The 20,390-nt window shown below is 66.5% G+C and carries 22 protein-coding genes and 2 tRNA genes; 7 read left to right on the forward strand and 17 right to left on the reverse strand.

Going from position 1 to position 20,390, the window contains the following annotated elements; all coding sequences use genetic code 11:
• Positions 1 to 26: 26 nt before the first annotated feature.
• Complete coding sequence (locus LY41_RS12470; protein ID WP_253864566.1) at positions 27 to 410, reverse strand: winged helix-turn-helix transcriptional regulator; 384 nt, start codon at positions 408 to 410, stop codon at positions 27 to 29.
• A 92-nt stretch (positions 411 to 502) separates the two neighbouring features.
• On the opposite strand from LY41_RS12470, the gene LY41_RS12475 reads away from it, so the two are divergent.
• Positions 503 to 1,405: an NAD(P)-dependent oxidoreductase gene (locus LY41_RS12475; RefSeq protein ID WP_253864132.1), complete on the forward strand. Its 903-nt coding sequence runs from the start codon at positions 503 to 505 to the stop codon at positions 1,403 to 1,405.
• Position 1,406: 1 nt separating this feature from the next.
• Here LY41_RS12475 and LY41_RS12480 read toward each other — a convergent pair whose 3' ends face one another.
• From LY41_RS12480 to LY41_RS12490, 3 genes are read right to left on the reverse strand one after another with little or no spacing between them, the layout of a single operon-like run.
• Positions 1,407 to 2,072, reverse strand: coding sequence for a hypothetical protein (locus LY41_RS12480; protein ID WP_253864133.1), 666 nt, complete (start codon positions 2,070 to 2,072; stop codon positions 1,407 to 1,409).
• Between the two features lie 7 nt (positions 2,073 to 2,079).
• Positions 2,080 to 3,672, reverse strand: a complete 1,593-nt coding sequence (locus LY41_RS12485) for an alpha/beta hydrolase (RefSeq protein WP_253864134.1) — start codon at positions 3,670 to 3,672, stop codon at positions 2,080 to 2,082.
• Position 3,673: 1 nt separating this feature from the next.
• Positions 3,674 to 3,982 (reverse strand): hypothetical protein, encoded by a 309-nt coding sequence (locus LY41_RS12490; RefSeq protein WP_253864136.1) that lies wholly within the window; start codon positions 3,980 to 3,982, stop codon positions 3,674 to 3,676.
• 879 nt (positions 3,983 to 4,861) lie between these two features.
• Here LY41_RS12490 and LY41_RS12495 point away from each other — a divergent pair.
• On the forward strand, positions 4,862 to 5,884 hold the full coding sequence (locus LY41_RS12495) for a hypothetical protein (RefSeq protein ID WP_253864137.1): 1,023 nt from the start codon (positions 4,862 to 4,864) through the stop codon (positions 5,882 to 5,884).
• A gap of 22 nt (positions 5,885 to 5,906) precedes the next feature.
• On the opposite strand, the gene LY41_RS12500 is transcribed toward LY41_RS12495, so the two are convergent.
• The 3 genes from LY41_RS12500 to LY41_RS12510 all read right to left on the reverse strand — a co-directional run bounded on the left by LY41_RS12500 (position 5,907) and on the right by LY41_RS12510 (position 8,190).
• On the reverse strand, positions 5,907 to 6,389 hold the full coding sequence (locus tag LY41_RS12500) for a carboxymuconolactone decarboxylase family protein (RefSeq protein WP_253864138.1): 483 nt from the start codon (positions 6,387 to 6,389) through the stop codon (positions 5,907 to 5,909).
• A 3-nt stretch (positions 6,390 to 6,392) separates the two neighbouring features.
• On the reverse strand, positions 6,393 to 6,731 hold the full coding sequence (locus tag LY41_RS12505; RefSeq protein WP_253864140.1) for a GNAT family N-acetyltransferase: 339 nt from the start codon (positions 6,729 to 6,731) through the stop codon (positions 6,393 to 6,395).
• A 673-nt stretch (positions 6,732 to 7,404) separates the two neighbouring features.
• Positions 7,405 to 8,190: a hypothetical protein gene (locus tag LY41_RS12510; RefSeq protein ID WP_253864141.1), complete on the reverse strand. Its 786-nt coding sequence runs from the start codon at positions 8,188 to 8,190 to the stop codon at positions 7,405 to 7,407.
• Between LY41_RS12510 and LY41_RS12515 the strand changes: the two genes are divergently transcribed.
• Entirely contained in the window at positions 8,174 to 8,320 is a 147-nt protein-coding gene (locus LY41_RS12515) for a hypothetical protein (RefSeq protein ID WP_253864142.1), read from the forward strand. The genes LY41_RS12510 and LY41_RS12515 overlap by 17 nt on opposite strands.
• Before the next feature lie 332 nt (positions 8,321 to 8,652).
• Here LY41_RS12515 and LY41_RS12520 read toward each other — a convergent pair whose 3' ends face one another.
• Both LY41_RS12520 and LY41_RS12525 read right to left on the reverse strand, forming a co-directional pair.
• Positions 8,653 to 9,522: a DNA adenine methylase gene (locus LY41_RS12520; protein ID WP_253864143.1), complete on the reverse strand. Its 870-nt coding sequence runs from the start codon at positions 9,520 to 9,522 to the stop codon at positions 8,653 to 8,655.
• Positions 9,519 to 11,015 (reverse strand): hypothetical protein, encoded by a 1,497-nt coding sequence (locus LY41_RS12525; protein ID WP_253864145.1) that lies wholly within the window; start codon positions 11,013 to 11,015, stop codon positions 9,519 to 9,521. The genes LY41_RS12520 and LY41_RS12525 overlap by 4 nt, the downstream gene beginning before the upstream one ends.
• Positions 11,016 to 11,418: 403 nt before the next feature.
• Between LY41_RS12525 and LY41_RS12530 the strand changes: the two genes are divergently transcribed.
• The gene (locus LY41_RS12530) at positions 11,419 to 11,745 is read left to right on the forward strand and encodes a hypothetical protein (RefSeq protein ID WP_253864147.1); all 327 of its coding nucleotides are present in this window, start codon (positions 11,419 to 11,421) and stop codon (positions 11,743 to 11,745) included.
• A gap of 161 nt (positions 11,746 to 11,906) precedes the next feature.
• On the opposite strand, the gene LY41_RS12535 is transcribed toward LY41_RS12530, so the two are convergent.
• Positions 11,907 to 11,979 (reverse strand) — tRNA-Ala (locus tag LY41_RS12535).
• Positions 11,980 to 12,016: 37 nt separating this feature from the next.
• A complete protein-coding gene (locus tag LY41_RS12540) occupies positions 12,017 to 12,199 on the reverse strand; it encodes a DLW-39 family protein (protein WP_253864149.1) in 183 nt (60 codons plus the stop codon).
• 255 nt (positions 12,200 to 12,454) lie between these two features.
• On the opposite strand from LY41_RS12540, the gene LY41_RS12545 reads away from it, so the two are divergent.
• Positions 12,455 to 12,937 (forward strand): RrF2 family transcriptional regulator, encoded by a 483-nt coding sequence (locus LY41_RS12545; protein ID WP_253864151.1) that lies wholly within the window; start codon positions 12,455 to 12,457, stop codon positions 12,935 to 12,937.
• Between the two features lie 75 nt (positions 12,938 to 13,012).
• On the forward strand, positions 13,013 to 13,471 hold the full coding sequence (locus LY41_RS12550) for a carboxymuconolactone decarboxylase family protein (protein WP_372493237.1): 459 nt from the start codon (positions 13,013 to 13,015) through the stop codon (positions 13,469 to 13,471).
• A 107-nt stretch (positions 13,472 to 13,578) separates the two neighbouring features.
• Here the strand turns inward: LY41_RS12550 and LY41_RS12555 are convergent, their stop codons facing one another.
• From LY41_RS12555 to LY41_RS12565, 3 genes are all read right to left on the reverse strand, one after another.
• A complete protein-coding gene (locus LY41_RS12555) occupies positions 13,579 to 13,989 on the reverse strand; it encodes a hypothetical protein (RefSeq protein WP_253864153.1) in 411 nt (136 codons plus the stop codon).
• Between the two features lie 40 nt (positions 13,990 to 14,029).
• Complete coding sequence (locus tag LY41_RS12560) at positions 14,030 to 15,112, reverse strand: alpha/beta hydrolase (RefSeq protein ID WP_253864155.1); 1,083 nt, start codon at positions 15,110 to 15,112, stop codon at positions 14,030 to 14,032.
• Positions 15,113 to 15,274: 162 nt separating this feature from the next.
• Positions 15,275 to 15,607: a hypothetical protein gene (locus LY41_RS12565; protein WP_253864157.1), complete on the reverse strand. Its 333-nt coding sequence runs from the start codon at positions 15,605 to 15,607 to the stop codon at positions 15,275 to 15,277.
• A gap of 316 nt (positions 15,608 to 15,923) precedes the next feature.
• Here LY41_RS12565 and LY41_RS12570 point away from each other — a divergent pair, with 316 nt between their 5' ends.
• A complete protein-coding gene (locus LY41_RS12570) occupies positions 15,924 to 16,457 on the forward strand; it encodes a putative immunity protein (RefSeq protein ID WP_253864158.1) in 534 nt (177 codons plus the stop codon).
• Between the two features lie 117 nt (positions 16,458 to 16,574).
• Here the strand turns inward: LY41_RS12570 and LY41_RS12575 are convergent.
• The 3 genes from LY41_RS12575 to gyrA all read right to left on the reverse strand — a co-directional run bounded on the left by LY41_RS12575 (position 16,575) and on the right by gyrA (position 20,321).
• Positions 16,575 to 16,648 (reverse strand) — tRNA-Ile (locus LY41_RS12575).
• Between the two features lie 146 nt (positions 16,649 to 16,794).
• Positions 16,795 to 17,574, reverse strand: coding sequence for a DUF3566 domain-containing protein (locus tag LY41_RS12580; RefSeq protein ID WP_253864160.1), 780 nt, complete (start codon positions 17,572 to 17,574; stop codon positions 16,795 to 16,797).
• Positions 17,575 to 17,624: 50 nt separating this feature from the next.
• Complete coding sequence (gene gyrA, locus LY41_RS12585; RefSeq protein ID WP_253864161.1) at positions 17,625 to 20,321, reverse strand: DNA gyrase subunit A; 2,697 nt, start codon at positions 20,319 to 20,321, stop codon at positions 17,625 to 17,627.
• Between the last annotated feature and the right edge of the window lie 69 nt (positions 20,322 to 20,390).

Here is a 20,390-nt window from a genome sequence, read left to right on the forward strand (position 1 = left end):
ACCGGGCACGCAACGACGCACCACCGTCAGGGATTCGGCGGCGCAGACTCCGGCTCCGGGGACTCGGCGGTGGCGAGGCCTTCCTTGCGGACCCGTTCCCTGCCCCACTCGCCGAGCGGAAGCAGCGCCGCGTTGAGGGACTTGCCGGCTTCGGTCAGCGAGTACTCCACGCGTGGCGGCACCTCCGCGTAGACGGCGCGGTCGATCAGACCGTCCTCCTCCATCTCACGCAGGTGCTGGGTGAGCATCTTCTCGCTCACGCCCACGAGCGCGCGACGGAGCTCGGCGAACCGGCGGACGCCGTGTGCCTCCAGTTCCCAGAGCACGAGTCCCTTCCACTTGCCGCTCACGACGTCCATCGCGGCATCGATACCGCAGACGTAGGGCCCGGTTCGAGACGACTCCGGCATCACGGACTCCTTGCTCACTTACCGAAAGGTGCGTACCGCAGAAAACAGTGCGTACTTCCCCGCGCTGCGGTCGGCCTGCTCAGCTTGGAGCCATGGCATCGAAACCCGCAACCGAACCCGCAACAGCCGAGGGCGTCACGATACTGGGTACCGGCGCGATGGGAAGCGCGCTCGCAGGTGAACTGCTCGGCGCCGGACACCCGGTGACCGTGTGGAACCGCACCGCGGAACGCGCCGTTCCGCTGGCCACCCGGGGCGCCGCGCAAGCCGAAACCCCCGGCCAGGCGGTCATTGCGCACCCGCTGGTCGTCATGTGCCTGCTCCGGGCCGGATCTGTCCACGACACGCTCACCCCCGTCGCCGCGGAACTGCGCGGCCGCACACTGCTCAACGTCACCACGACCACACCGAACGAGTCGCGAGAGCTGGCCCGGTGGGCGGCCGACCACGACGTGACGTATCTGGACGGCGCGATTCTCGCCGTGCCCGAGATGATCGGATCCCCCGCCGCGCAGATCTTCTACAGCGGTTCGAGGGAGGCCTACGACCGTTTCCGGGACGTGCTCGACGTGTGGTCGAACGGAACCTACGACGGCGACGACGCGGGTGCGGCGTCGCTGATCGACCTCGCGCTTCTCTCGGGGATGTATCAGATGTTCGCGGGTTTCTTCCACGGTGCGGCCATGGCCGGTTTCGCGGACCTGAGCGCGACCGAATTCGCTGCACGAGCGGCCCCGTTCCTCGCCGCCATGACAGAAGGGTTCGCCGACTTCGCCGGCGTCATCGACGGCGGCGACTACGCCGTGCCCGGGCAGCAGAGTCTGGAGTTCTCCGACCTGTCACACATCGTGCGTGCGAGCGAGGAACAGGGCGTCGACCCGGCACCGGTCGCCACGGTGCAGGAGCTGATCAGCAGGCAGATTGCCGCAGGGCACGGCTCCGAAGGCTTCCCGCGCGTGTACGAGAGCCTGCGCCGCCCGGCTGCGCAGGCATGAGTCAGCTGCCGTCCTGATCCGCGCCGTCCTGATCCGCGCCGTCCTGGTCCGCGCCGCCGGGTGGTTCGCCGTCGGGCCACACGCACGGCGACGATGCGCCGAGCGACAGGCTGCCGTCCTTGCTCTGCTGCACGGACATGCGGAACGCGTCGTCACCGTGTTCGACGGACACGAACCGGTCGCCGGCCGACCGCTGGTCGGCAAGCACCCGAAAACCGCCGGAGGTCCAGTGGTCGTGGAGCGTGTCGACGATCTCGGCATTGCGTTCGGCCGGAACCTCGTCGAGCCAGTACGTCCTGCCGACCTGGTGGCGCCCCGCCGGGCCCTTGTCGTCGGGGTCGGTGCATTCGAGTTCGTCGTCGCGGTGCAGGGTCAGCTCCGGTGTCACGGGCAGTGCCGCGACGGCGCTGTCGATGTGCTGCTGCGCCCGCTCCCGCGCCTGTTCGATCGTCAGGGTGCTCATCTGCCGCCCGCCTTCCGTTCCGTCACTGGCCGTTCCCGCGCCCGAGCCGCCGACACCGGCGCCACCGCCGCAGCCGGCCAGCAGCAGCGCACCCGCGGCAACGGCGAGCAGCACCCGCCGCCCGCGCCATGCGCGCAGCCGCGTCGCCGGCATGCCCTCCCCCGGCCTGCCCTTCCCCTGCCGCAGCCCCGGCTGCCTCCTCATGGGCCCATCATGACGGCGACTCGCCGACCACGATGCGGCCGAGGTTGCGCAGCGGCGTGGAGTTCTCGTCCCAGTACTCCGAATGCGCCTCGGTCGAGTATCCGTACCAGGAGTCGGTGCCTTCGCCCGCGTCGAACACCTCGGCGCCGAAGTCCTCGTTGACGGGCTGGTTGTCGTGGATGAACGGCAGCGTGCTGCGGATGATGTCGTTCTCCGCGGTCCCTGCGTAGACGTCGGCGTCGTCGGGAAGGTCGAGTTCGGACACGTGGTCGGCGCCGACACCGGGGCTGCCGATGAACACCGCGTTGTCGACGTCGAGGTGCCCGTCCTGCGCCGAATGCCCGACCACCGTGGACCCGTAGCTGTGGCCGATGAGCGTGTTGTTCGACGCTTCGCCCTCGTGTGTGGCGCGCAGGCCTTCCTGGAAGGACCGGAGGTCACCCGCGGCATCCTCGGCGTAGTCGGCCTTCGTTGCCGCTCCCAGATCCTGCGGCGCGTCGTAGCCGACCCACGTGACGGCCGCGTTGCTGCTGCCGCGGTCGGTCTGCGCGGCCTGGTCGAGCAGCGCGTCGGCCTTGTCGAGTTCGCCGCCGATCCTCGACAGGTTCGACCCCGTTCCCGGGACGGAAGTGACGACGTTGTCGGCCGTGTCGGGGTTTCCGGTCGCGACGACGCCGCGGCCGTTGCCCTCGGTGGAGAAGTCGAGCAGGTACGCCTCCGGCCTGGTGGCGGTCGGTTCCCGTTCGAGGCGTTCGTGCACGGCGTCGAGACCGCGCAGCGTCCGGTCGATCTCGTCGAGTTCGCGCGCCTCCGGCGAGTACTCGGACGGACCGAGATTTTCCAGTTCGTCGCGGCGTTCGCTGCACTGCGTGTACTCCTCGGTGAACCGGATCCGGTTGGCGCGGTCGCGATCCTCCGCGGGAATCCCGTCCAGACCGCCGATGACGTCGCCGTGCGTGTAGATGGCCGATTCCTGTTCGGTGGGGCTCAGTTCGTCCCACCATTCCTTGACCTTCGCGGCCGAGGCGTCACGCGGAATGTCGGCCGGGGCCACGACGTTGCCCTCGCCGGTGGCCTCGAGTTCCAGGCCGGCCGACTGCGGCGTCGCCTTGTCCAAAGCGGACACCGCGGTGCGGTCGGCCTCGTTGACCGTGCTCAGCGCGCCCGAGATCTTCCCGGTCAGTTCCTCCGCGAGATCGGAAGCCGCCTGCTTCTCCTCGTCGGTGCGCGTGTCGCCGGGTCCACCGGGGATGGCCCTGACGGTGCCGTCGGTCTGCACCTGCAGGCGCCCCGACGACTCCACGGTCTCCACCACGTTGTTCACGGTCTTCTGTGCCTCGGACACCGCGTCCGAAAGCGTGCGCAGCGCGGGCGGGATCTTCTCGATGTACTCGGCGGCCGTGGAGTAACCGCCGCGCACGTCGCCGATGTGGGACCGCGCGGTGTCGGCGGCTTCGCCGCTCCAGTTCGCCAGCGACCGTGCCGCGGACGCGAGGTCGGAGTCGGTGGACGAGAGTTCACCGGCCAGGCGCGACCACTTGCTCGCCAGGTTGTCGAAGGAGGCGGGTTCGGCCGACCGCAGTTGTGCGAACGAAACCACGTCACGCCTCCGAGTGCAGCTCGGGAAGCGTGTCGAGAACGGCGTCCTCCAGCTGCTCGTAGTCGCCCGCCCCGTCGCGCAGCAGTTCACCCGCCACGGCGGTGCGCTTGTTGAGGTCGTCGACGTGGAACTCCCACAGCTGGGCGATCCCGTCGGCCTTGCCCGAGGCGGCGAATCCGTCGTTGTCTTCGGAGTAGACCGCGGCCGAACCGCTGAACTCGGCGACCGCCTGCCCGGCCCCGTCGGCGAGCGAAACGACCGTGTCGCCGGTGCTGACCAGTGTCTCGGGGTCGACGTCGTAACCACTCACATCGGGCCTCTCGCCGGTGGGGCAGATGAGGTGAAAGTATCGAACCGGGGACCGCAGTGGGGCCACTTCCGGTGAACAGCAGGCCGCGAAGAGATGAGCGGTGGTCTCCCCGTGACCGACGTTCGCCGTAACGCCGCCACCGGTGGGCCGGGCCGCGCACCGGTCGTTCAACCCCGACCGCGAGCTACGACTGTGCAGCTCGCCACGCCAACCTGTGGTGGATACGGAGCCCGGCATTGCCTGGCCACGCCCCCGCGGTCAACCGCGACGGCCGCGTCGGGGTCGAGGACAGGTACAGCCGGTGAGTGCCCCGGGACGGCGCTGCCGCGGGTGGGTCCGTGGACAGGCGCGGCGGGGTCCGTGGACGGGTGCTGCGAATCTCCGCCGGCACGCCGACGGGTGCGGCATACTTCGGCGCGCCGACGAAAGTCGTTCGGGCAGCTGGAGGACCGATGCCGACGCTCAACACACCCACTGTGGATTCCGGCGGGCCGGCGGGTGACCGGTTGCGCCGGTGGGTGTTCGCCGGCGAACAGCAGTGGATCGCCGACCCGAAGCAGGACCCGGGATCGGGCGGTCTCAGCGCGGTCGGATCGATCGGCCTCGCCACTGCCGCGCCGCTGCCGCGCTGGGCGCGTGGACGAAACGGCCGGTGCCGACGGCCGTCGGCCTCGCGTCGTCGATGACCGTCACCATGCTGAGCTGGCGCCGATACGCCGAACTCTACGACCGAGGACGCCGTTGGCCGCGTGCCGTGAGCGCACGAGGGAGGAAGTATAGGTGGCGAGTAGGGATTACCGCGAGTCGACCAAGAAAGCCCTGTTCGCTGTGAGTCTCGGTCGGTGCTATGCACCGGAATGCTCCGAGCGGGTGGTACAGATGGCGGGCGAAACACCGATCGTGAAGGTCGAGGTCGCCCACATTCGCGCCGCGGCCCAGGGCGGTCCACGCTACGACGAGAACATGGCCGAAGCCGAGCGGAACGGCTTCTCCAACCTGTTGCTGCTGTGCGTGTTCCACCACAAACTGGTCGACAGAAAGCCGACCGGTGACGAGTACTCGGTCGAACTTCTCCGGGAATGGAAGACGCGGCGCGAGGGCGAGCTCGCCGGCGATCTCACCGATCTCACCGATCTGACCGATCTGACCGATCTGACCGAAGAAGGCTTGACCGAGGTTCTGACGAACACGCTGAGCGAGGTCATCGGCGACACGAAGGACGAACTCCTCGCCGCGATCGCGAAACTCGAGGAAACCAGCCGGGAAAGCGCTGAACTCCTGCGCACGTTGGTGGACGCAACGTTCAGCAGTCCGCATCTCGACGCCGACACCGTGGCGACGCTCGCCGAATCGGCGCGCGCTTTCGGCGAGCTTCCCGACTACGCCCCCATGCTGCTGGAGTCCTCGCGAAGACTCGACCACCTGCCCGACCATGCCCCGATGTTGCGGGAGTCGTCCCGTGACCTCGTCGACCTGCCGGACTACGCCTCGATGCTGCGGGAGTCGACCCAGGGATTACTGCAGCTGCCCGAATACGCACCGATGATGCGGGATTCGTCGAACGTACTCGCCGACCTGCCCGACCATGCCTCGACGCTCCAGGGTGCGACCCGCGATCTCAAAAGCGCGATCGCCGACATGGAGGAGACAGTCCAGGCGGCGCAACAGCTGGAAGACTCCGATTACCTGTCGTCGGTCAATACGGCGACGCACAGCATCGTGTCGACGTCGTCGCAGATAACCGAGAGCGTCAAGAGCCTGCAGAAAACGGCCGAAATGCCGCTGCGGGTCCGCCCTCCGGACCGGTGGACCTATATTCGCAAGGGCATGATCGCCGGGGCCGTGCTGGCGATCGTGCTCGTCGCCGTGATCGGGTACGTGATTGCCCAGGCACGTCAGTAGCCGCAGCGCCGTCGATGCTGCGTCAGGTTTCCGGCCGGTTCGCCGTTCCGGGGCGGTGGCGTACCGGATGCTTCGACATGAGGGAAACGCGGTTGAATGCGTTGATTGTGATGGCAGCCCACGTCACCAGCGAGACCTCGTCGTCGGTCAGGCTCGAGCGGGCTCGCGCATAGGCGTCGTCGTCGGGGCCCTGCTGGGCGACCAGGGTCACCGCTTCGGTCAGTTCCAGCGCGGACTGCTCACGCGAGGTGAACAGCTCGGTGTCGCGCCAGCCGGGCAGCACCGCCAACCGCTGAGCGGTCTCACCCGCCTCCAGGGCGAGGTGGGTGTGCCGGTCCAGACAGAAGGTGCACGCGTTGAGCTGCGAAGCGCGGACGTTGACCAGTTCCAGCAGGATGGTGTCCAGGCCGATCTCGCGCGCCCGGCTGCGGATCTCGGTTGCGGTCGACGTCAACGCCTTGAACACGGACGGAGTCTGCTTGTCGATGAATACCCTGTCGGACATCGCTCACCCCGTCCGCTCGCGCACCGCGGCCAGTGCCTCGGTGGTGACCTCGTCGACGACGTCGACGACCTCGTGGTGACGTTCGAGGTACTTCTTCACGAACGGGCACACCGCGACGATGCGCAGACCCGCATCGCGGGTGTCGGCCAGTGCCCGACCGATCAGGGTGCTGCCCAGGCCCATTCCGCCGAAGTTCTCGCCGATCTCGGTGTGGTAGAAGATGCGCTGCCCGTCGCGGTCGACGTACTCGGTGAACCCCGCCCGCTGCTCGCCGACGCTGATCTCGTAGCGGTCGCGATCGCCGGCAAGGGCGACTTCCGCCTCTGGTGCATTGTCGGACATGGTTTCCCCTTCTGCCTGCCGGATACGCTGTCGTGGCGGTCGAGAGGAACGTCCCGCCACCCTCGATGAGCACCACCCTCGATGGGCACCACCCCGTCGCGTTGCGATCGGGCACAATTTTCTCAGCAACACCCGGGCTCAACCCGGTGGGTTCAGCTCCGCCAGCAGTTCCGTGAACATCGAGCTCGGCCGCGCGTGATCCGTCGGCACGATCGTAGTCCGCTCGCCGACTCGGCGAAGGGAGTAGCGGCCACTCCGGGTGTCGGTCCACGACACCTCGGACGACGTGTACCGCCAGTCGGTGCCACCCTCGCATCGCTTCACCGCGAGCGTGCCACGGCTGTTCGAGAAGCCTGAACCGCTCCGAGACGCATGGTCGGTGCGATATCTCCCGTGTAGGCGAGTTCCACCCGAACCGGAGCCGTGCCCAGGACATCGATGATCTCCATCAGGTCCGGTGCCGGATCCTCGATCGTGCCGAGGTCACGCCGGTGGAGCGCTTCACTGGCGGCGCCGGTGCGCGCGGCACGATCTGTCCTGGATCATCCTACCGGGCCGAGCCCGAAAAAGTAGTGGAAGTGGCCGACTTTGTAATGCGCAAACCACGATAGAAAGAACTCGTCGGTGCCGAGTGAGACCCAGTCCGACCTGTTGTCAATCAAGACAGTTCACCTCAACTCGGTTGTTCGGGGGCACGGTAATCGTCACCCGGAATCACTCGCCCATCAGGCGCGATGTAATAGTCCTCCCAATCTTCGATGTCTTTGCGGTCGGACTTGTCGACGTGCGAATCAGGCGATCCGCCGTTGCCCTCGTCGGCTCCGTTCAAGTCCAGATCCCGCTCGAGGTGCCGCAGGATGTCTTCGTTCTCCGCCTCGGAGCCGTAGTATTGACGGGCAGCCTCTGTGAGCCGAGTCCCTGCCTCGTAGTAGCGAGCGCACGTCGTCTGCAGGAACGACACGAATGCGTCCTGGAGATCCGACAGTTCCCGGTCTCCGGCCGTGGCCTCATTGCCTCTCCCGCGTAACTCGAAGTCGGCTTCGTCAACCGCAACGGCGTTCGTGATAATTTTTTCGTACTCTTCGGACGCATCGAAACAATAGCCGGCGAGCTCGCGAACTTCCTCGACGTTCACATTGAAACCCCCGGCGGGCGGACTGGAACTCTGGCCATCCTGGCCGGCAAAGTCGTCCAGTTCCAGGTTTTCACTTTTCTCGCCCGTGACAGCGTTTTGGAAGTTGGCCACCTTGTCGGACCATGCGGATTCCTCTTCGGTCGAGTTATCGCGGAGTTTGAGCAGCGCGTCCATGAGCCCGGGCACGACGTCCCCGATGTCGTTGGCATACTCCTGGTCGGGCTCGGCACCATCCAGCAGTGACCCAACCGGCGTTAGCACGAGGTTCCGGGTCGGGGCGCTCCCCGTCCACGGTCCAGACCTGCATGTGATCGTCGAGATCATCGATGTATCGATCCTTGAGCGCGTCTTCGAACGCGTCGAGCGTCGCCTTGAGATCCTCTCCGTACTGATCCGGATCAGCGTGCTTCAACTTCTCGACACCCATAAGCCCGTCCCCTTCCCCACAGTGTGACCCCGATGCGACGAAGCAAGCCTTCCGCAGGTTCCGAGAACTGGCAAGGGCACGACGAGGGCGCTGCCGCACGACGGTGCAGCACGAGAACGGTTCGACCACGCTCGTCCGTTCGGTAAGGAAGTGCGGGTCGGCGTCGGGTACGACCGGCGTCGAATTGGTCGACACCACATCGGCGGGCACCGCACCGAACACCGGACCCCGTGGCCTCGAATCTCGTCGACAGGAAGGCGTCATGTGACGGCCATCCGACCGGTCATGTCAAGGTGAACATCGTAGCTGCCGTGTTCCTTCACCCTCCCATTGTTAGAACGCGAACAATCTCGTCTGACCTACGCCGCCCAGCGTGCGATCCGTCCGGTAGTGATCTCTAGGTCCGGGACGACCAAGTGCTCAGAATAAATGACTGCTTCAGTTCCAACGTGCTGACGGTGCGCCGTGTGCGCGATATCAAATGTGGCACACCGGCCGTCACTATAGAGCAAATTCGTAATTCTCGGGTCGTCGTCGTACGTGAGAATCCATGGGAAGTCCGCGCCGGCCAGAAGATTCGCCAATTCGAGGTGGGAATCGGCGTCAAAAGCGTGCAGGTACAGCCCTTCCCCTTGGACGAGGTAAGGGGGGTCCGCATATACGAAGACATCCTGAGCGATGTCTTGTATGACATTGAGGAACTCAAGAGCGTCGTACTCGGTGATATAGATGCAATGTCGCAAGTCAGCGAGGGCCTGGATGCGCATGCAAAGCGATTCACGATTGAAGCGCGCATCAATCTTCCAGCGCCCAAGCTGCTCAAAACCGCCGATTGGCCGAGCGTCAAGGATGCCCGAACGATTAGTACGGTTGAGGTAGAAAGCGGCAAAACCGAGTTCAAAATCGTCCCGCCCGGACGGGCTCGCATAGACCTCGGCCTGCCGATGCCACTCATCGATTGTGAGCGGAATAGTTCGAATTTTGCGACAGAACTCATTGGGAAGGTCGAGTGACGCGCGCCAGAATGCAGCGATACCCGGGTTCAAGTCGTTAAGATGGATGCGGTCCACGGTACGGTCCCAAAGAAGATGAAGGGCCGCCCCGGCACCTCCCGCGAAGGGCTCTGCGTACTGACGCGGTTTCGGCTCCTGGGCTTCAATGAGGCGTGTCAAGTAGGGGGCAAGACGCGCCTTACCGCCAGGATAGCGCAGGGGTGAAAGGTATCTCATTTGACCGGCGTACTCCCCATGTTGCTGTTCATCGCGTCCAGTACTGGCGTATACCGGTCCGCCAGGGTGAACACTTCAGTAGGCGTACTCCCGCTATTAATATCGTGCACGGCGTACTGTGCAAGTCGGATATTGGTCGGGGTGGTGCTGTGGAATGCCTTACGTAGTGGCGATGTTTGTTCGGCGGTGCCGAGAGCATCGGAAGCGTTCGGCTCAATCACTTTTATGGCTTCCTTGATGCGCTCATCCAAGTTTCTTGGCACGTCCCGACCATGAGACTTGAGGAACTGGTATGCGGTGAGGTCGAGGATGACGCGCAGCATCACCGCGACAATCTCATTCTGTCGTTTAACATTCAGAAGAGACGTCATGCGCACCATCTCTTGGATGCGGGGTGTGAACTCGTCGAGGACGAGGCCACGGAAAATGTGCTCGCGGGCTGAAGTCGGCCGAGGTGGACGCTGGTCTTCGCTATCAGGTGCCTCGGAGGCACTTCCTTCTTGGCCGTCCCCGTCTCCTTGTTGACCCGCCCCACCCTCGGGGTGAGATGTGTTTGAGGCTGCCCCACCAGCGTGCTGACCGCCCTTTCCGCGGCGTGGACCTGTCCTTGGCTCCTCGCTCGGTAGCAGTTCAGGGTAGCCGTTGAGGTAGGCCCTGAAATCCTCGACGGTATCTAGTTCACGAGCCCAGGTCTTTCCGGACTCAGCTTTGGGTCTCGCGAAGTCGTTTAGAACCTGACGAATAATGGGAAGCGTCGCCTGCGACCCGTACCGGAATGTCATTTTACCGTCGTTGAAATCCATTCCAATCATATCGCGGACAACGCTGCGATCGACAAAGCGCTGAATCATCGTGTACCGCGTGCTGCGGACGGTTTCCAGTGCAGCCTGAATATCGGATTCATCTTCGTATTCACGAGAAACCAGATCGACGAACGCCATCGCACGGGAGACTTTCGTAGGATCATTCCGCGCTCGACGACGGTCCTTCATGGCGGCACCCCACTCGACGGTGCCCGCACCTCCGGCGCCCCCAGTGTGCTTGCGTTCGATCCAGACGTCGGCATCGCTCTCGCTGGGCGCGACGGCAACCCGTAGCTCGGTCGGCGGGCCATACGCGCTGTCTGCAACAAGGCGCTGCACCCGCGAAAGCAGTTGCTTCTCCAGTGACTCGTTCCGCCCCAGAAGGTCTGGGGCGGTCCACAAGCGCAGACAGGTCAGTCGACGGTTGCCCTCCATCATGACGTATCGCTCATCGTGGGCTACTACGATCGGAAGGTCAGAGCTGTTCATCTGACCAGTCCGCGTAAGGTCTTTCAGGAGGTCGAGGCAGCCGTCGCCTGCGGTCGTGAGCATCAGCTCAAGCGCGTCGCTTTGGGACTGCGCGTCGCGAGGGAAGCGAGAGTTGCGCAGGTCAAGGTCGATGAGTTCAAGGGGAACGTTCTCAACCGGGAACGGTGGTTTCATCGGCTGCTTCGATGACGCCTTTGCCACGCAGTCCTCACCCTTCTATCGGTTCCAGTCCGCGCCCGGGACGTGCACGCCCTCTGGGCTCCCGAGAGGACAGGGACAACTCCGTCGCGACGAGCAACTACAGCCTCTCGTGCCGGGGCCGGATAAACGACCGCTGCGGCCGACAAAATGCCTCGCGCGGGGTTGTTCCACACTCCCAATGATCTCACATCCGACAGCTGGTGTACGAACATGCTGCGCGAATGAACGTGTAGGAAGGCGTTCGCGCCTTCCGTCCCACGCTCGACGGACGTAGACCGTCGGGAGGCAGACTCCACCCGCTATGCCACTGCCCGATGTGGCGGTACGATCGGACGATTTCGTTCCGAGCGGCCCTTTTGGCTCCTTGTCGCCGGAGACGAGCAGAGGGCCGTGCTCTGTTCGCTTGATCTGGATCGCCAGTGTCCACACCCATTACTTCCTGCGCCGCTATATGCGAACCAACATCCTGTTGGATGCCATCCGCACGCGCCGCGAGCTCAAGTGGGGCGTCCCGGCGATGCTGCTGTCCATCCGCTACCTGCGCGTTGCAAGCCTCCTGACGGTCCTGATCGAGGACGGTGCACCCGGGTGGTTGTACATGCTCGGTGGTGTTTCGCATCTGGAACGCGATGAAGTTCGCGTTCGCTGCGTCTCCTCAGGCACGGTCAATGTTCTGCGAGGTCGGCTCTGGAACAGAGCCCCAAGGGGCGCTATATCGGTGACGGTATAGCGGTCGCGCTAGGACGAGAAACCCCCAGCATGTTGACGCCACAGCCGGCCCAGTCGCGTCTGCTCTTCTGGTGGGGCCCGAGCGCGCGTCCGGGGCGCACCGAATCGAGATCGGGCCGGAACTGCCCCGGCGTCAGAAGACCAGTTCGAGGTGAAACTATGTGGAGCTGAGGGGAATCGAACCCCTGACCTCTGCCTTGCAAAAGCAGCGCTCTACCAATTGAGCTACAGCCCCTGGGCACGCGAACCGTGAACGGTCACGTGCGCCGGTGTCAGTTGTGGCCCGCTCCGGTGCTCGCCGGGGCGCTGCCGTTACGGGCGGCACCGTTGACCTGGGTGTCGACCGGCGCCGTGGCTTCGCGCCACAGGTCCGCCTCCGCCTTCGCGTCCTTGTTGCGCTTGATGACGAAGAATACGCCACCCGCGACCACGGCGAACGCCAACAGCTTCTTCACGGCCGGAGCCTCCCTCTGGCACGAACTGACCTGCCGTCCCCGATATTACTGCACCCCGTTCGCGCCCGTGCACGCGGTCCGGCCATCCGGGCAGCCGAGAGCGCGAGCGACGGCCAGCCGAGATCGTGGATTGTTCCACGTGGAACCACGCGCGATCTCGGGTCGCGAACAAGCAGGTCAGGACGTTGCCCGACTCGAACCTCGCTCCCCGAAGCAACCTTGCGCCAACGATCATGGACATCTAGTATCCAGGTTATGCGGATGAACGAGGGAGTCGAGTGGGCGGTACACAGCTGCCTGAACCTGGCATGGCTGGGTGAACGAGCCGTGCCCGCGGCCCGGCTCGCGGCGTTCTACGAGCTGCCCGCGGCATATCTCAACAAGCAGCTGCAGGCGTTGGCGCGTGCCGACATCCTCACGTCCGTATCGGGCCCACGCGGAGGCTTCCGCCTTACCAGGCCGCCCGAGAAGGTCACGTTGATGGACGTCGTCGTCGCCATCGACGGTGACGAACCGGCGTTCCGCTGCACCGAGATCCGTCAGCGCGGCGGCTCGGGCGGCGGCGACACCGACGCATACCGCAAGCCCTGCGCGATCGATGCCGCGATGCGCAAGGCCGAACTCGCCTGGCGACGCGAACTCGCCGGGCAGACGGTCGCCGACGTCATGGCGACCGTCGAACACGCGAACCCCGGCGTGCCCGACAAGGTGCGCCGCTGGTTCGACGACACCCGCTGAGAACCGCCACAGCGTGGGCGTGTCCTCACCTGTCCACCAATTCCGGATATTGAACATCCAGAAAAGGAGAAATTGATGCAGGGACGATTCGACGGTCTGCAGTCCGCAGCCGCGGGCGGCTACAAGGCCATGTACGCGATGGAGAAGTTCCTCGCCGACAGCGAGGTGTCGCAGGGCTTGCTGCACCTGCTGAAACTGCGCGTCAGCCAGATCAACGGCTGCGGCTTCTGCGTCGACATGCACGCCCGCGACGCCGCAGCCGACGGCGAGAGCACCGAACGCGTCAACGGCGTCGCCGCGTTCCGCGAGATGCCCTACTTCACCGACGCCGAACGTGCGGCGCTCGAACTGGCCGAAGCCGCCACGCGGATCACCGACAACCCGCACGGCGTCCCCGACGACGTGTGGCAGGCGGCCCGCAAGCATTACGACGACGCACAACTCGGTGCGCTGATCATGGCCGTCGCCGCGATCAACGCGTGGAACCGCATCAACGTCACCAACCGCACCGTGGCCGGCACCTTCTCGCGGTAGGTGCCGGCACGCCGTGGTCGCTTCCCGGGGCTTCCCGGGGCTTCCCGGGGGCTTTCCGGTTGTGACTGCTGCTCGCCGGCGTCGACGTCAGTCGCCGGCGCCGGCCGTCAATCGTCGGTGCCGCCGTCGAGCCAAATGCAGGGCGACGACGCGCCGAGCGAGAGGTCGCCCTCGAGGCTCTGCGTGACGGACATGCGGAACGCGTCGCCGGTGTGCTGCACCGACACGAACCGGTCGTCGGCGTCGCGGTGGTCGACGAGCACGCGGAACTCGTGGGACGTCCAGTGTTCGACGAGCACGTCGACGATCTCGGCGTTGCGGCCGCCGGGGAGTTCGTCGAGCCAGTACGTCTTGCCGACCTCGTAGCGGCCGCGGGGACCACGATCCTTGGGGTCGTCGCACTCGAGCGCGTCGTCGCGCTGCAGCGTCAGCATAGGCTGCGCAGGCAGCGCGGCGACGGCGCTGTCGATGTGTTCCTGTGCCCGTTCGCGCGCCTGGTCGTGGGTCAACGTCCGCATGGCCTGTGCCCCTTCCCCCGGCGCCGGGTGCCGGTACGCGTCACAACGGCCCCCTTCCCAGGATGATCGCCGCGAAGTTGCGCAGCGAGTCGGAATCGACGTTCCAGTACTGCGAATGCGCCTCGGTGGACAGGCCGATGGTGAACCATTCGCCGTCGGCACCGGGGTCGGACTCGAACACGGTCGCGCCGAACTCCTCGTCGATCGGCTGCGGGCCGTGGATGAAGTCGGGCGTCAGGCGGATGACGTCGTTCTCGGCCGTGGTGGCGTAGACCCGGCACCCCTCCGGCAGCTGTAGCTCGGACACATGGTCCACACCCACGCCCGGACTGCCGACGAACACCACCGCGTCGACGTCGAGCAGCTCGACGTCCGCGGCATGGCCCGCGACCGTCGAACCGTAGCTGAACCCGATCACCGTGTTGTAGGAACGCTCGCCGACGCGGGTCGCACGCAGACCGTCCTGAAAGGACTGCAACAGCTCGCCACCGACGACGGCGCGGTCGTCGGTCGCCGATTCGAGCAAGTCCTGCGGCGCGTCGTAGCCGAGCCAGGTGATCGTGGATGTGTTGCTGCTACGGGACATCCGGCTCACGCGGTCGACGATCGCGTCGGACTTGTCGATCTCGGACCGGACGGTCGTCAGGTTCGTCCCGGTGCCCTGCACGTTCGTCACGACGTTGTCCGCCGTGTCCGGGTCCCCGGTGGCGATGATCGCGCGGCCCCGCCCTTCACGGGAGAAGCCGACGAGGAACGCTCGCGGCCGGGTGCGGGTCGCATCGGCGTCGATGTAGCGCTTGATCGCGTCCATGGCCCGGATGACGGCGGCACGATCGTCGGCGGAATCGTCGATGTCGCCGGAGGCGGAGTCGTCCTGCTGCGCCGAGTCGTCCTGCTGCAGCGTGACCGCGGCGTACTCGGCGTCGAACAGCAACCGGTTGGCGCGATCACGATCGACGGTCGGCACCCCGTCGAGGGCGCCGATCGCGGCCGGGTCGGCGGAGATCGCCGATTCCCGTTCCTCGGCCGACCGCTCCCGCCACCAGCGGGCGACGTCGGCGGGAGAACCGTTCACGGGGATCCCGTCGACCGGATCGGCCCTGTCACCCGACTCGACCGCCACTGCCGCCTCCACGGTTCACACCACGCGCCCGACAACGCCGGAAGCAGCGTAACGCTCGGAAGCCGCCCCCACGCCCGATTCGCGAGAAATTCACCGGACTGCCGGCGCCGGCAGCTCACACCACTTTCCGGCGTTGCTCCGCCGCGTCGGCGGACTCCTCGGTCATCGCCTGCTGCTGCCCGCTGTGGCTGCCCGGCGATCGGCCAGCACTCCCACGACACCCAGCGTCGCGTAGGCACCCGTGGCGGCGGTCAGCCCGATGGCGGCACCGCGGCGAATGTCGCCGCGGACGACGTGGGCGGGGCCGTCAGCCGTGTCGCAGACGCCCATCAGCAGGTTCAGCCGGCGCCACCGGCGTCGCCCCGAGTCGTCGGAGCGCAGGTAGCCCCAGCCCAATACGAGCGCACGCGAACCGAAAACCCTGATCAGATAGGTCAACTCCGGGGTCGCGGACTCGTCGACGCCGGCGGCGCGCGTGTTCACCCTCGGCGCCACTGGTCGAGTTCCTCGCGGGCAGCTGACTCCCCGTGGGTGCGAAATCCCGGCCGTCGCGGTGTCCCGCGGTGTCGACAGTGTCCCGCGGTGTCAGAGGTGTCGACGATGCCCGGCGTCCCCAGGTGGAATCCGCTGTGGACAGATCAAGGTCCGGCCGAGTGGGCGACAGCGCCGAACGCGTGCGCCCGAGCGGCACCCGCCGATGTTTTCGCTGCGACGCAAAGACGTTGGTCGTTTCGGCGCCATCGGACCGTTTCCCCACGCCTGGACCCGCAAACCGTCGTGACGACCGGCCGCGTCAGGGCATGATGGACGCGTGTCGATCGAGGTGACGCTGGACGAGGTCCGGGCCGTCGCGGCGTTCGCCGTGGCGTGTGCAGAGCCCGCGGCGGCGATCTTCGAACGAGCGTGTCCCGGGGATTCGCGCGCACGGGACGCACTCGACGTCACGCGGGCGTTCGCCGGCGGCGCGCGACGGTCGAAGGCGATCCGCGACGAGGCGTGGGCGGCGTGGCGTGCCTACCAGGAGACCCGCGATGCCGGCCTGGCCGCCGCGAGTGAGGCCGTCCGGTCCGCGCACGCGGCCGCGAGCTCCGCGTATCTGCACCCGCTGCCGAAGGCGACCCAGGTCAGGCACATCCTCGGCGCGGCCGCCCACGGGGCGCGGGCGTTCGAACTGGAAACCGGTGGGGACGCGGACGTCGCGGTGGAGCAACTCGAACGAGCGCGACGGTTAGCCACACCTGCCGTGATCGACGTGCTCTGCCGCTACCCGGCTGACCCGGCGGGCGGTGCCCGTCCGGGGGAGCTCCTCCGCACGCTCGACACCACCCTGCGCAGCCGCGCCTGAGCTGCTCCGCGAACCCGCAACACGCGCCCCGGAACCTGCAACACGGTCCCCGGAAAGCGCAACACGCGCAAGAACGAAGGCGCCTCCCGCGTGGAGCAGGAGGCGCCTTCGATCGGGTGGGCCCAGGAGGACTTGAACCTCCGACCTCATCGTTATCAGCGATGCGCTCTAACCGTCTGAGCTATGGGCCCGTGCAGCGGTCAAAACTCTACCTCACCACTGCGGCCGGGTTGACACGGGGGCACCCCGCCTCACGGCTTTCGCACCCCGCCCGTCACGGGCTCTCACTCCCACCCGTCACGGGCATGCCGCCCGTTGCGGGCCTGCCGGCCGCTCGTCACTCCCGCTCGGAGAGCGTGACCTCGAGGCCACCCGCGAGATCGGCCGACACGTTGTAGATGAACGCGCTGACCGTCGTCAGGGCCGAGATCAGCACGATGTTGACGGCACCGACGATGGCGGCGATGCCGAACACCCTCGGTGCGGTGATGAACGGATCGCTGACGCCTTCGGTCGCCTCCGCCTGCACGAGCGAGGTGTAGGTGCCGTTGATCTGGTCCCACACACCCATGCCTTCCAGCACGGTGTACAGCACACCGACCGCGACGAGCCAGATGAAGAACAGCGCCACACCCAGCACGAGCGACAGTTTGAGCACCGACCACGGGTCGAACCGTTTGATCTGCAGACTCGCGCGGCGCGGACCACGGCCGGGCCTGCGCAGCGCGCTGACCGGAGTCGACCGCTTCGCCCCACCGCCGGCGCCCGAACCCGCCGCGGTGCCGACGCCCGCAGGCGACGCGAGCTGGTCGTCGCCTGCCTCGGACTCGCGCCCGCCGAACAGCCGGCTCGCCGCGCTGCCGCTCACCACCTGGGTATCGGCGTCACTGCTCGCGTAGTCGGCCCGCGCCGAACCGGCCGCGGCGTATTGCTCGGTCGGCTGGTACGACGCCTCGTCGGCGGGCAGTTCACCCGACGACCAGCGCTGCCCGAAGCCGTCACCATCGGATTCCGGCACGGAGTCGACGTCCTTCGCGACACGCTGCCACGGCGGCGCGACCTCGTCGTCGGTACCCGCGTCGGCGCCGCGCTGTTCGGTGTTGTCGGGTGGTGTCACTACCGGTCAGTCCCTCGTCCGCGCTTGCGTCTCGTGCCTACCGCTCACTCTTACTCGTCCTGTGCATCCTCGCTCGCCGAGGCCTCGTCGGCATCGGCCACGTCGTCGTCAGCGCCGTCGTCGTCGGCTGCCACGCCGTCGCCGGTCACGGTGGACTCGGTCTCCACCTCCGTCGAGGCTGCCGCATCCGATGTAACAGCACCATCAGCAACGCCGTCCGCATCGCCTGCGGTGTCCGCCGCGTCCACTGCGTCCTCTTCGGCCTCCCCTTCGAGGACGTCCGAAGGCTTGTCGGCGTTGCGCGCCACGGCCAGCAGAGTCGTTCCCTCGTCGAGGTTCATCAGGCGAACCCCCTTCGTCTGCCTGCCGGCCTTGCGCACGTCGTCGGCGCGCGTCCGGATGACCCCGCCGCTGGAGGTGATGGCGTACAGCTCGTCGTCCGACTCGACCACGAGCGCGCCCACCAGCCTGCCACGTCTGCGGTCCTGCTGAATGGTGAGCACGCCCTTGCCGCCGCGTCCCTGCACCGGGTAATCCTCGATGTCGGTCCGCTTGGCGTACCCGCCGTCGGTCGCGACCAGCAGGAACGTGTCCGGCTTGACCACGCTGATCTTGAGCAGCTCGTCGCCCTCGTTGAACCGCATGCCCAGCACGCCCGACGTGGCACGGCCCATCGGTCGCAGCGTCTCGTCGGTGGCGTGGAAGCGGATGGACTGGCCCTCCGCGGACACGAGCAGCAGGTCGTCGTCGGCCGAGGCCAGCACGGCGCCCACGAGCTCGTCACCCTCGCGCAGGTTGACGGCGATCAGCCCACCCGAACGCGCCGAGTCGAAATCGGTCAGCTTGGACTTCTTGACCAGACCGTTCTGCGTGGCCAGGACCAGGTAGTCCGCGGCCTCGTAGTCCGGGATGTGGATGACGCCCGCGATCTCCTCGTCCGGCTGGAACGCCAGCAGGTTCGCCACGTGCTGGCCGCGGGCGTTGCGACCGGCCTCGGGCAGGTCGTAGGCCTTCGTGCGGTACACGCGCCCCTTGTTGGTGAAGAACAGCAGCCAGTGGTGTGTCGAGCACACGAAGAAGTGCTGGACGATGTCGTCCTGCTTGAGCGTCGCGCCCTGCACACCCTTGCCGCCGCGCTTCTGCGAACGGTACGAATCCGTCTTGGTGCGCTTGACGTACCCGGTGCGGGTGATGGTGACGACGACGTCCTCTTCGGCGATCAGGTCCTCGACCGACACCTCGCCGTCGTACGGAATGATCTTCGTGCGGCGCTCGTCGCCCCATTTCTCGACGATCTCGGTGAGCTCATCCTTGACGATCTGCCGCTGCCGCTCCGGCCTGGCGAGGATGTCCTCGAGGTCGGCGATCGTCGCCTCGATCTCGGTCAGCTCGTCGATGATCTTCTGACGTTCCAGTGCGGCCAGGCGGCGCAGCTGCATGTCGAGGATCGCGGTGGCCTGGATCTCGTCGATGTCGAGCAGCTCGATCAGGCCCGTGCGCGCCTCGTCGACCGTGGGCGAACGCCGGATCAGCGCGATCACCGCGTCCAGCTGGTCCAGCGCCTTGACCAGACCGCGCAGGATGTGGGCGCGTTCCTCGGCCTTACGCAGGCGGTACCGGGTGCGCCGGATGATGACGTCGAGCTGGTGGTTCGTGTAGTGCCGGATCATCTGGTCGAGCCGCAGCGTGCGCGGCACGCCGTCGACCAGGGACAGCATGTTGACGCCGAAGTTGTACTGCAGCTGGGTGTGCTTGTAGAGGTTGTTCAGCACCACCTTGGCGACCGCATCGCGCTTGAGCGTGACGACGATGCGCATGCCGATGCGCGAGTTGGTCTCGTCGGCGATGTCGGCGATGCCCGTGAGCTTGCCGTCACGCACCAGCGTCGCGATGCTCTCGACGAGGTTGTCCGGGTTGACCTGGTACGGCAGCTCGGTGACGACCAGTGTCGCGCGGCCCTTGTTGTCCTCCTCGACCTCGACGACCGCGCGCATGCGCACGGAGCCGCGGCCCGTGCGGTAGGCCTCGGAGATGCCCTGCGTGCCGAGGATCAGACCGCGGGTCGGGAAGTCCGGCCCCTTGATGCGCTGCATCATCGCGGCGAGCGTCTCCTCCTCGCCCGCCTCCGGATTGTCCAGCGCCCAGATGACGCCGTCGGCGACCTCGCGGAGGTTGTGCGGCGGGATGTTCGTGGCCATGCCCACCGCGATGCCCGAACCGCCGTTGACCAGCAGGTTCGGGATCCGGCTCGGCAGTACGTCCGGTTCCCGCGTCCGCCCGTCGTAGTTGTCGGAGAAGTCGACGGTCTCCTCGTTGATCTCCCGCAGCATCTCCATCGCCAGCGGGTCGAGGCGCGACTCGGTGTACCTCATCGCGGCGGCCGGATCGTTGCCCGGAGAACCGAAGTTGCCCTGGCCGTCGATGAGCGGGTACCGCATCGACCACGGCTGTGCCAGGCGCACGAGGGCGTCGTAGATCGCCGAGTCGCCGTGCGGGTGGTAATTGCCCATCACGTCACCGACGACGCGGGAGCACTTGTTGTACCCGCGCTCGGGCCGGAAACCCGAGTCGTACATCGAGTACAGCACGCGGCGGTGCACCGGCTTGAGCCCGTCGCGCACGTCCGGCAGCGCTCGCGACACGATCACGCTCATCGCGTAATTGATGTACGAGTTCTGCATCTCCTGCTGGAGATCGACCGGCTCGACACGGCCGTGCTGGCCGTCGGGGGGCAGAGTTTCAGTCACGGCTGGTTGTTCCTTTCACGCCTGATCCGGGTGGCTCGCGAGTGGACGGAGAGTCCGTGGCGGGCTCGG

Origin of the sequence: Prauserella halophila, from assembly GCF_024171895.1 — a bacterium.
Taxonomy (GTDB): Bacteria; Actinomycetota; Actinomycetes; order Mycobacteriales; family Pseudonocardiaceae; genus Prauserella; species Prauserella halophila.

Bases quoted from the DNA above. Each gene is read 5' to 3' on its own strand.
- LY41_RS12550 (WP_372493237.1), top strand. From the start codon at position 13,013: ATGCAGGGACGATTCGACGGTCTGCAGTCCGCAGCCGCGGGCGGCTAC.
- LY41_RS12470 (WP_253864566.1), bottom strand. From the start codon at position 410: ATGCCGGAGTCGTCTCGAACCGGGCCCTACGTCTGCGGTATCGATGCC.
- LY41_RS12505 (WP_253864140.1), bottom strand. From the start codon at position 6,731: ATGTCCGACAATGCACCAGAGGCGGAAGTCGCCCTTGCCGGCGATCGC.
- LY41_RS12545 (WP_253864151.1), top strand. From the start codon at position 12,455: ATGCGGATGAACGAGGGAGTCGAGTGGGCGGTACACAGCTGCCTGAAC.
- LY41_RS12480 (WP_253864133.1), bottom strand. From the start codon at position 2,072: ATGAGGAGGCAGCCGGGGCTGCGGCAGGGGAAGGGCAGGCCGGGGGAG.
- LY41_RS12475 (WP_253864132.1), top strand. From the start codon at position 503: ATGGCATCGAAACCCGCAACCGAACCCGCAACAGCCGAGGGCGTCACG.
- LY41_RS12500 (WP_253864138.1), bottom strand. From the start codon at position 6,389: ATGTCCGACAGGGTATTCATCGACAAGCAGACTCCGTCCGTGTTCAAG.
- LY41_RS12555 (WP_253864153.1), bottom strand. From the start codon at position 13,989: ATGCGGACGTTGACCCACGACCAGGCGCGCGAACGGGCACAGGAACAC.
- LY41_RS12495 (WP_253864137.1), top strand. From the start codon at position 4,862: ATGGCGGGCGAAACACCGATCGTGAAGGTCGAGGTCGCCCACATTCGC.
- LY41_RS12520 (WP_253864143.1), bottom strand. From the start codon at position 9,522: ATGAGATACCTTTCACCCCTGCGCTATCCTGGCGGTAAGGCGCGTCTT.
- LY41_RS12510 (WP_253864141.1), bottom strand. From the start codon at position 8,190: ATGATCTCGACGATCACATGCAGGTCTGGACCGTGGACGGGGAGCGCC.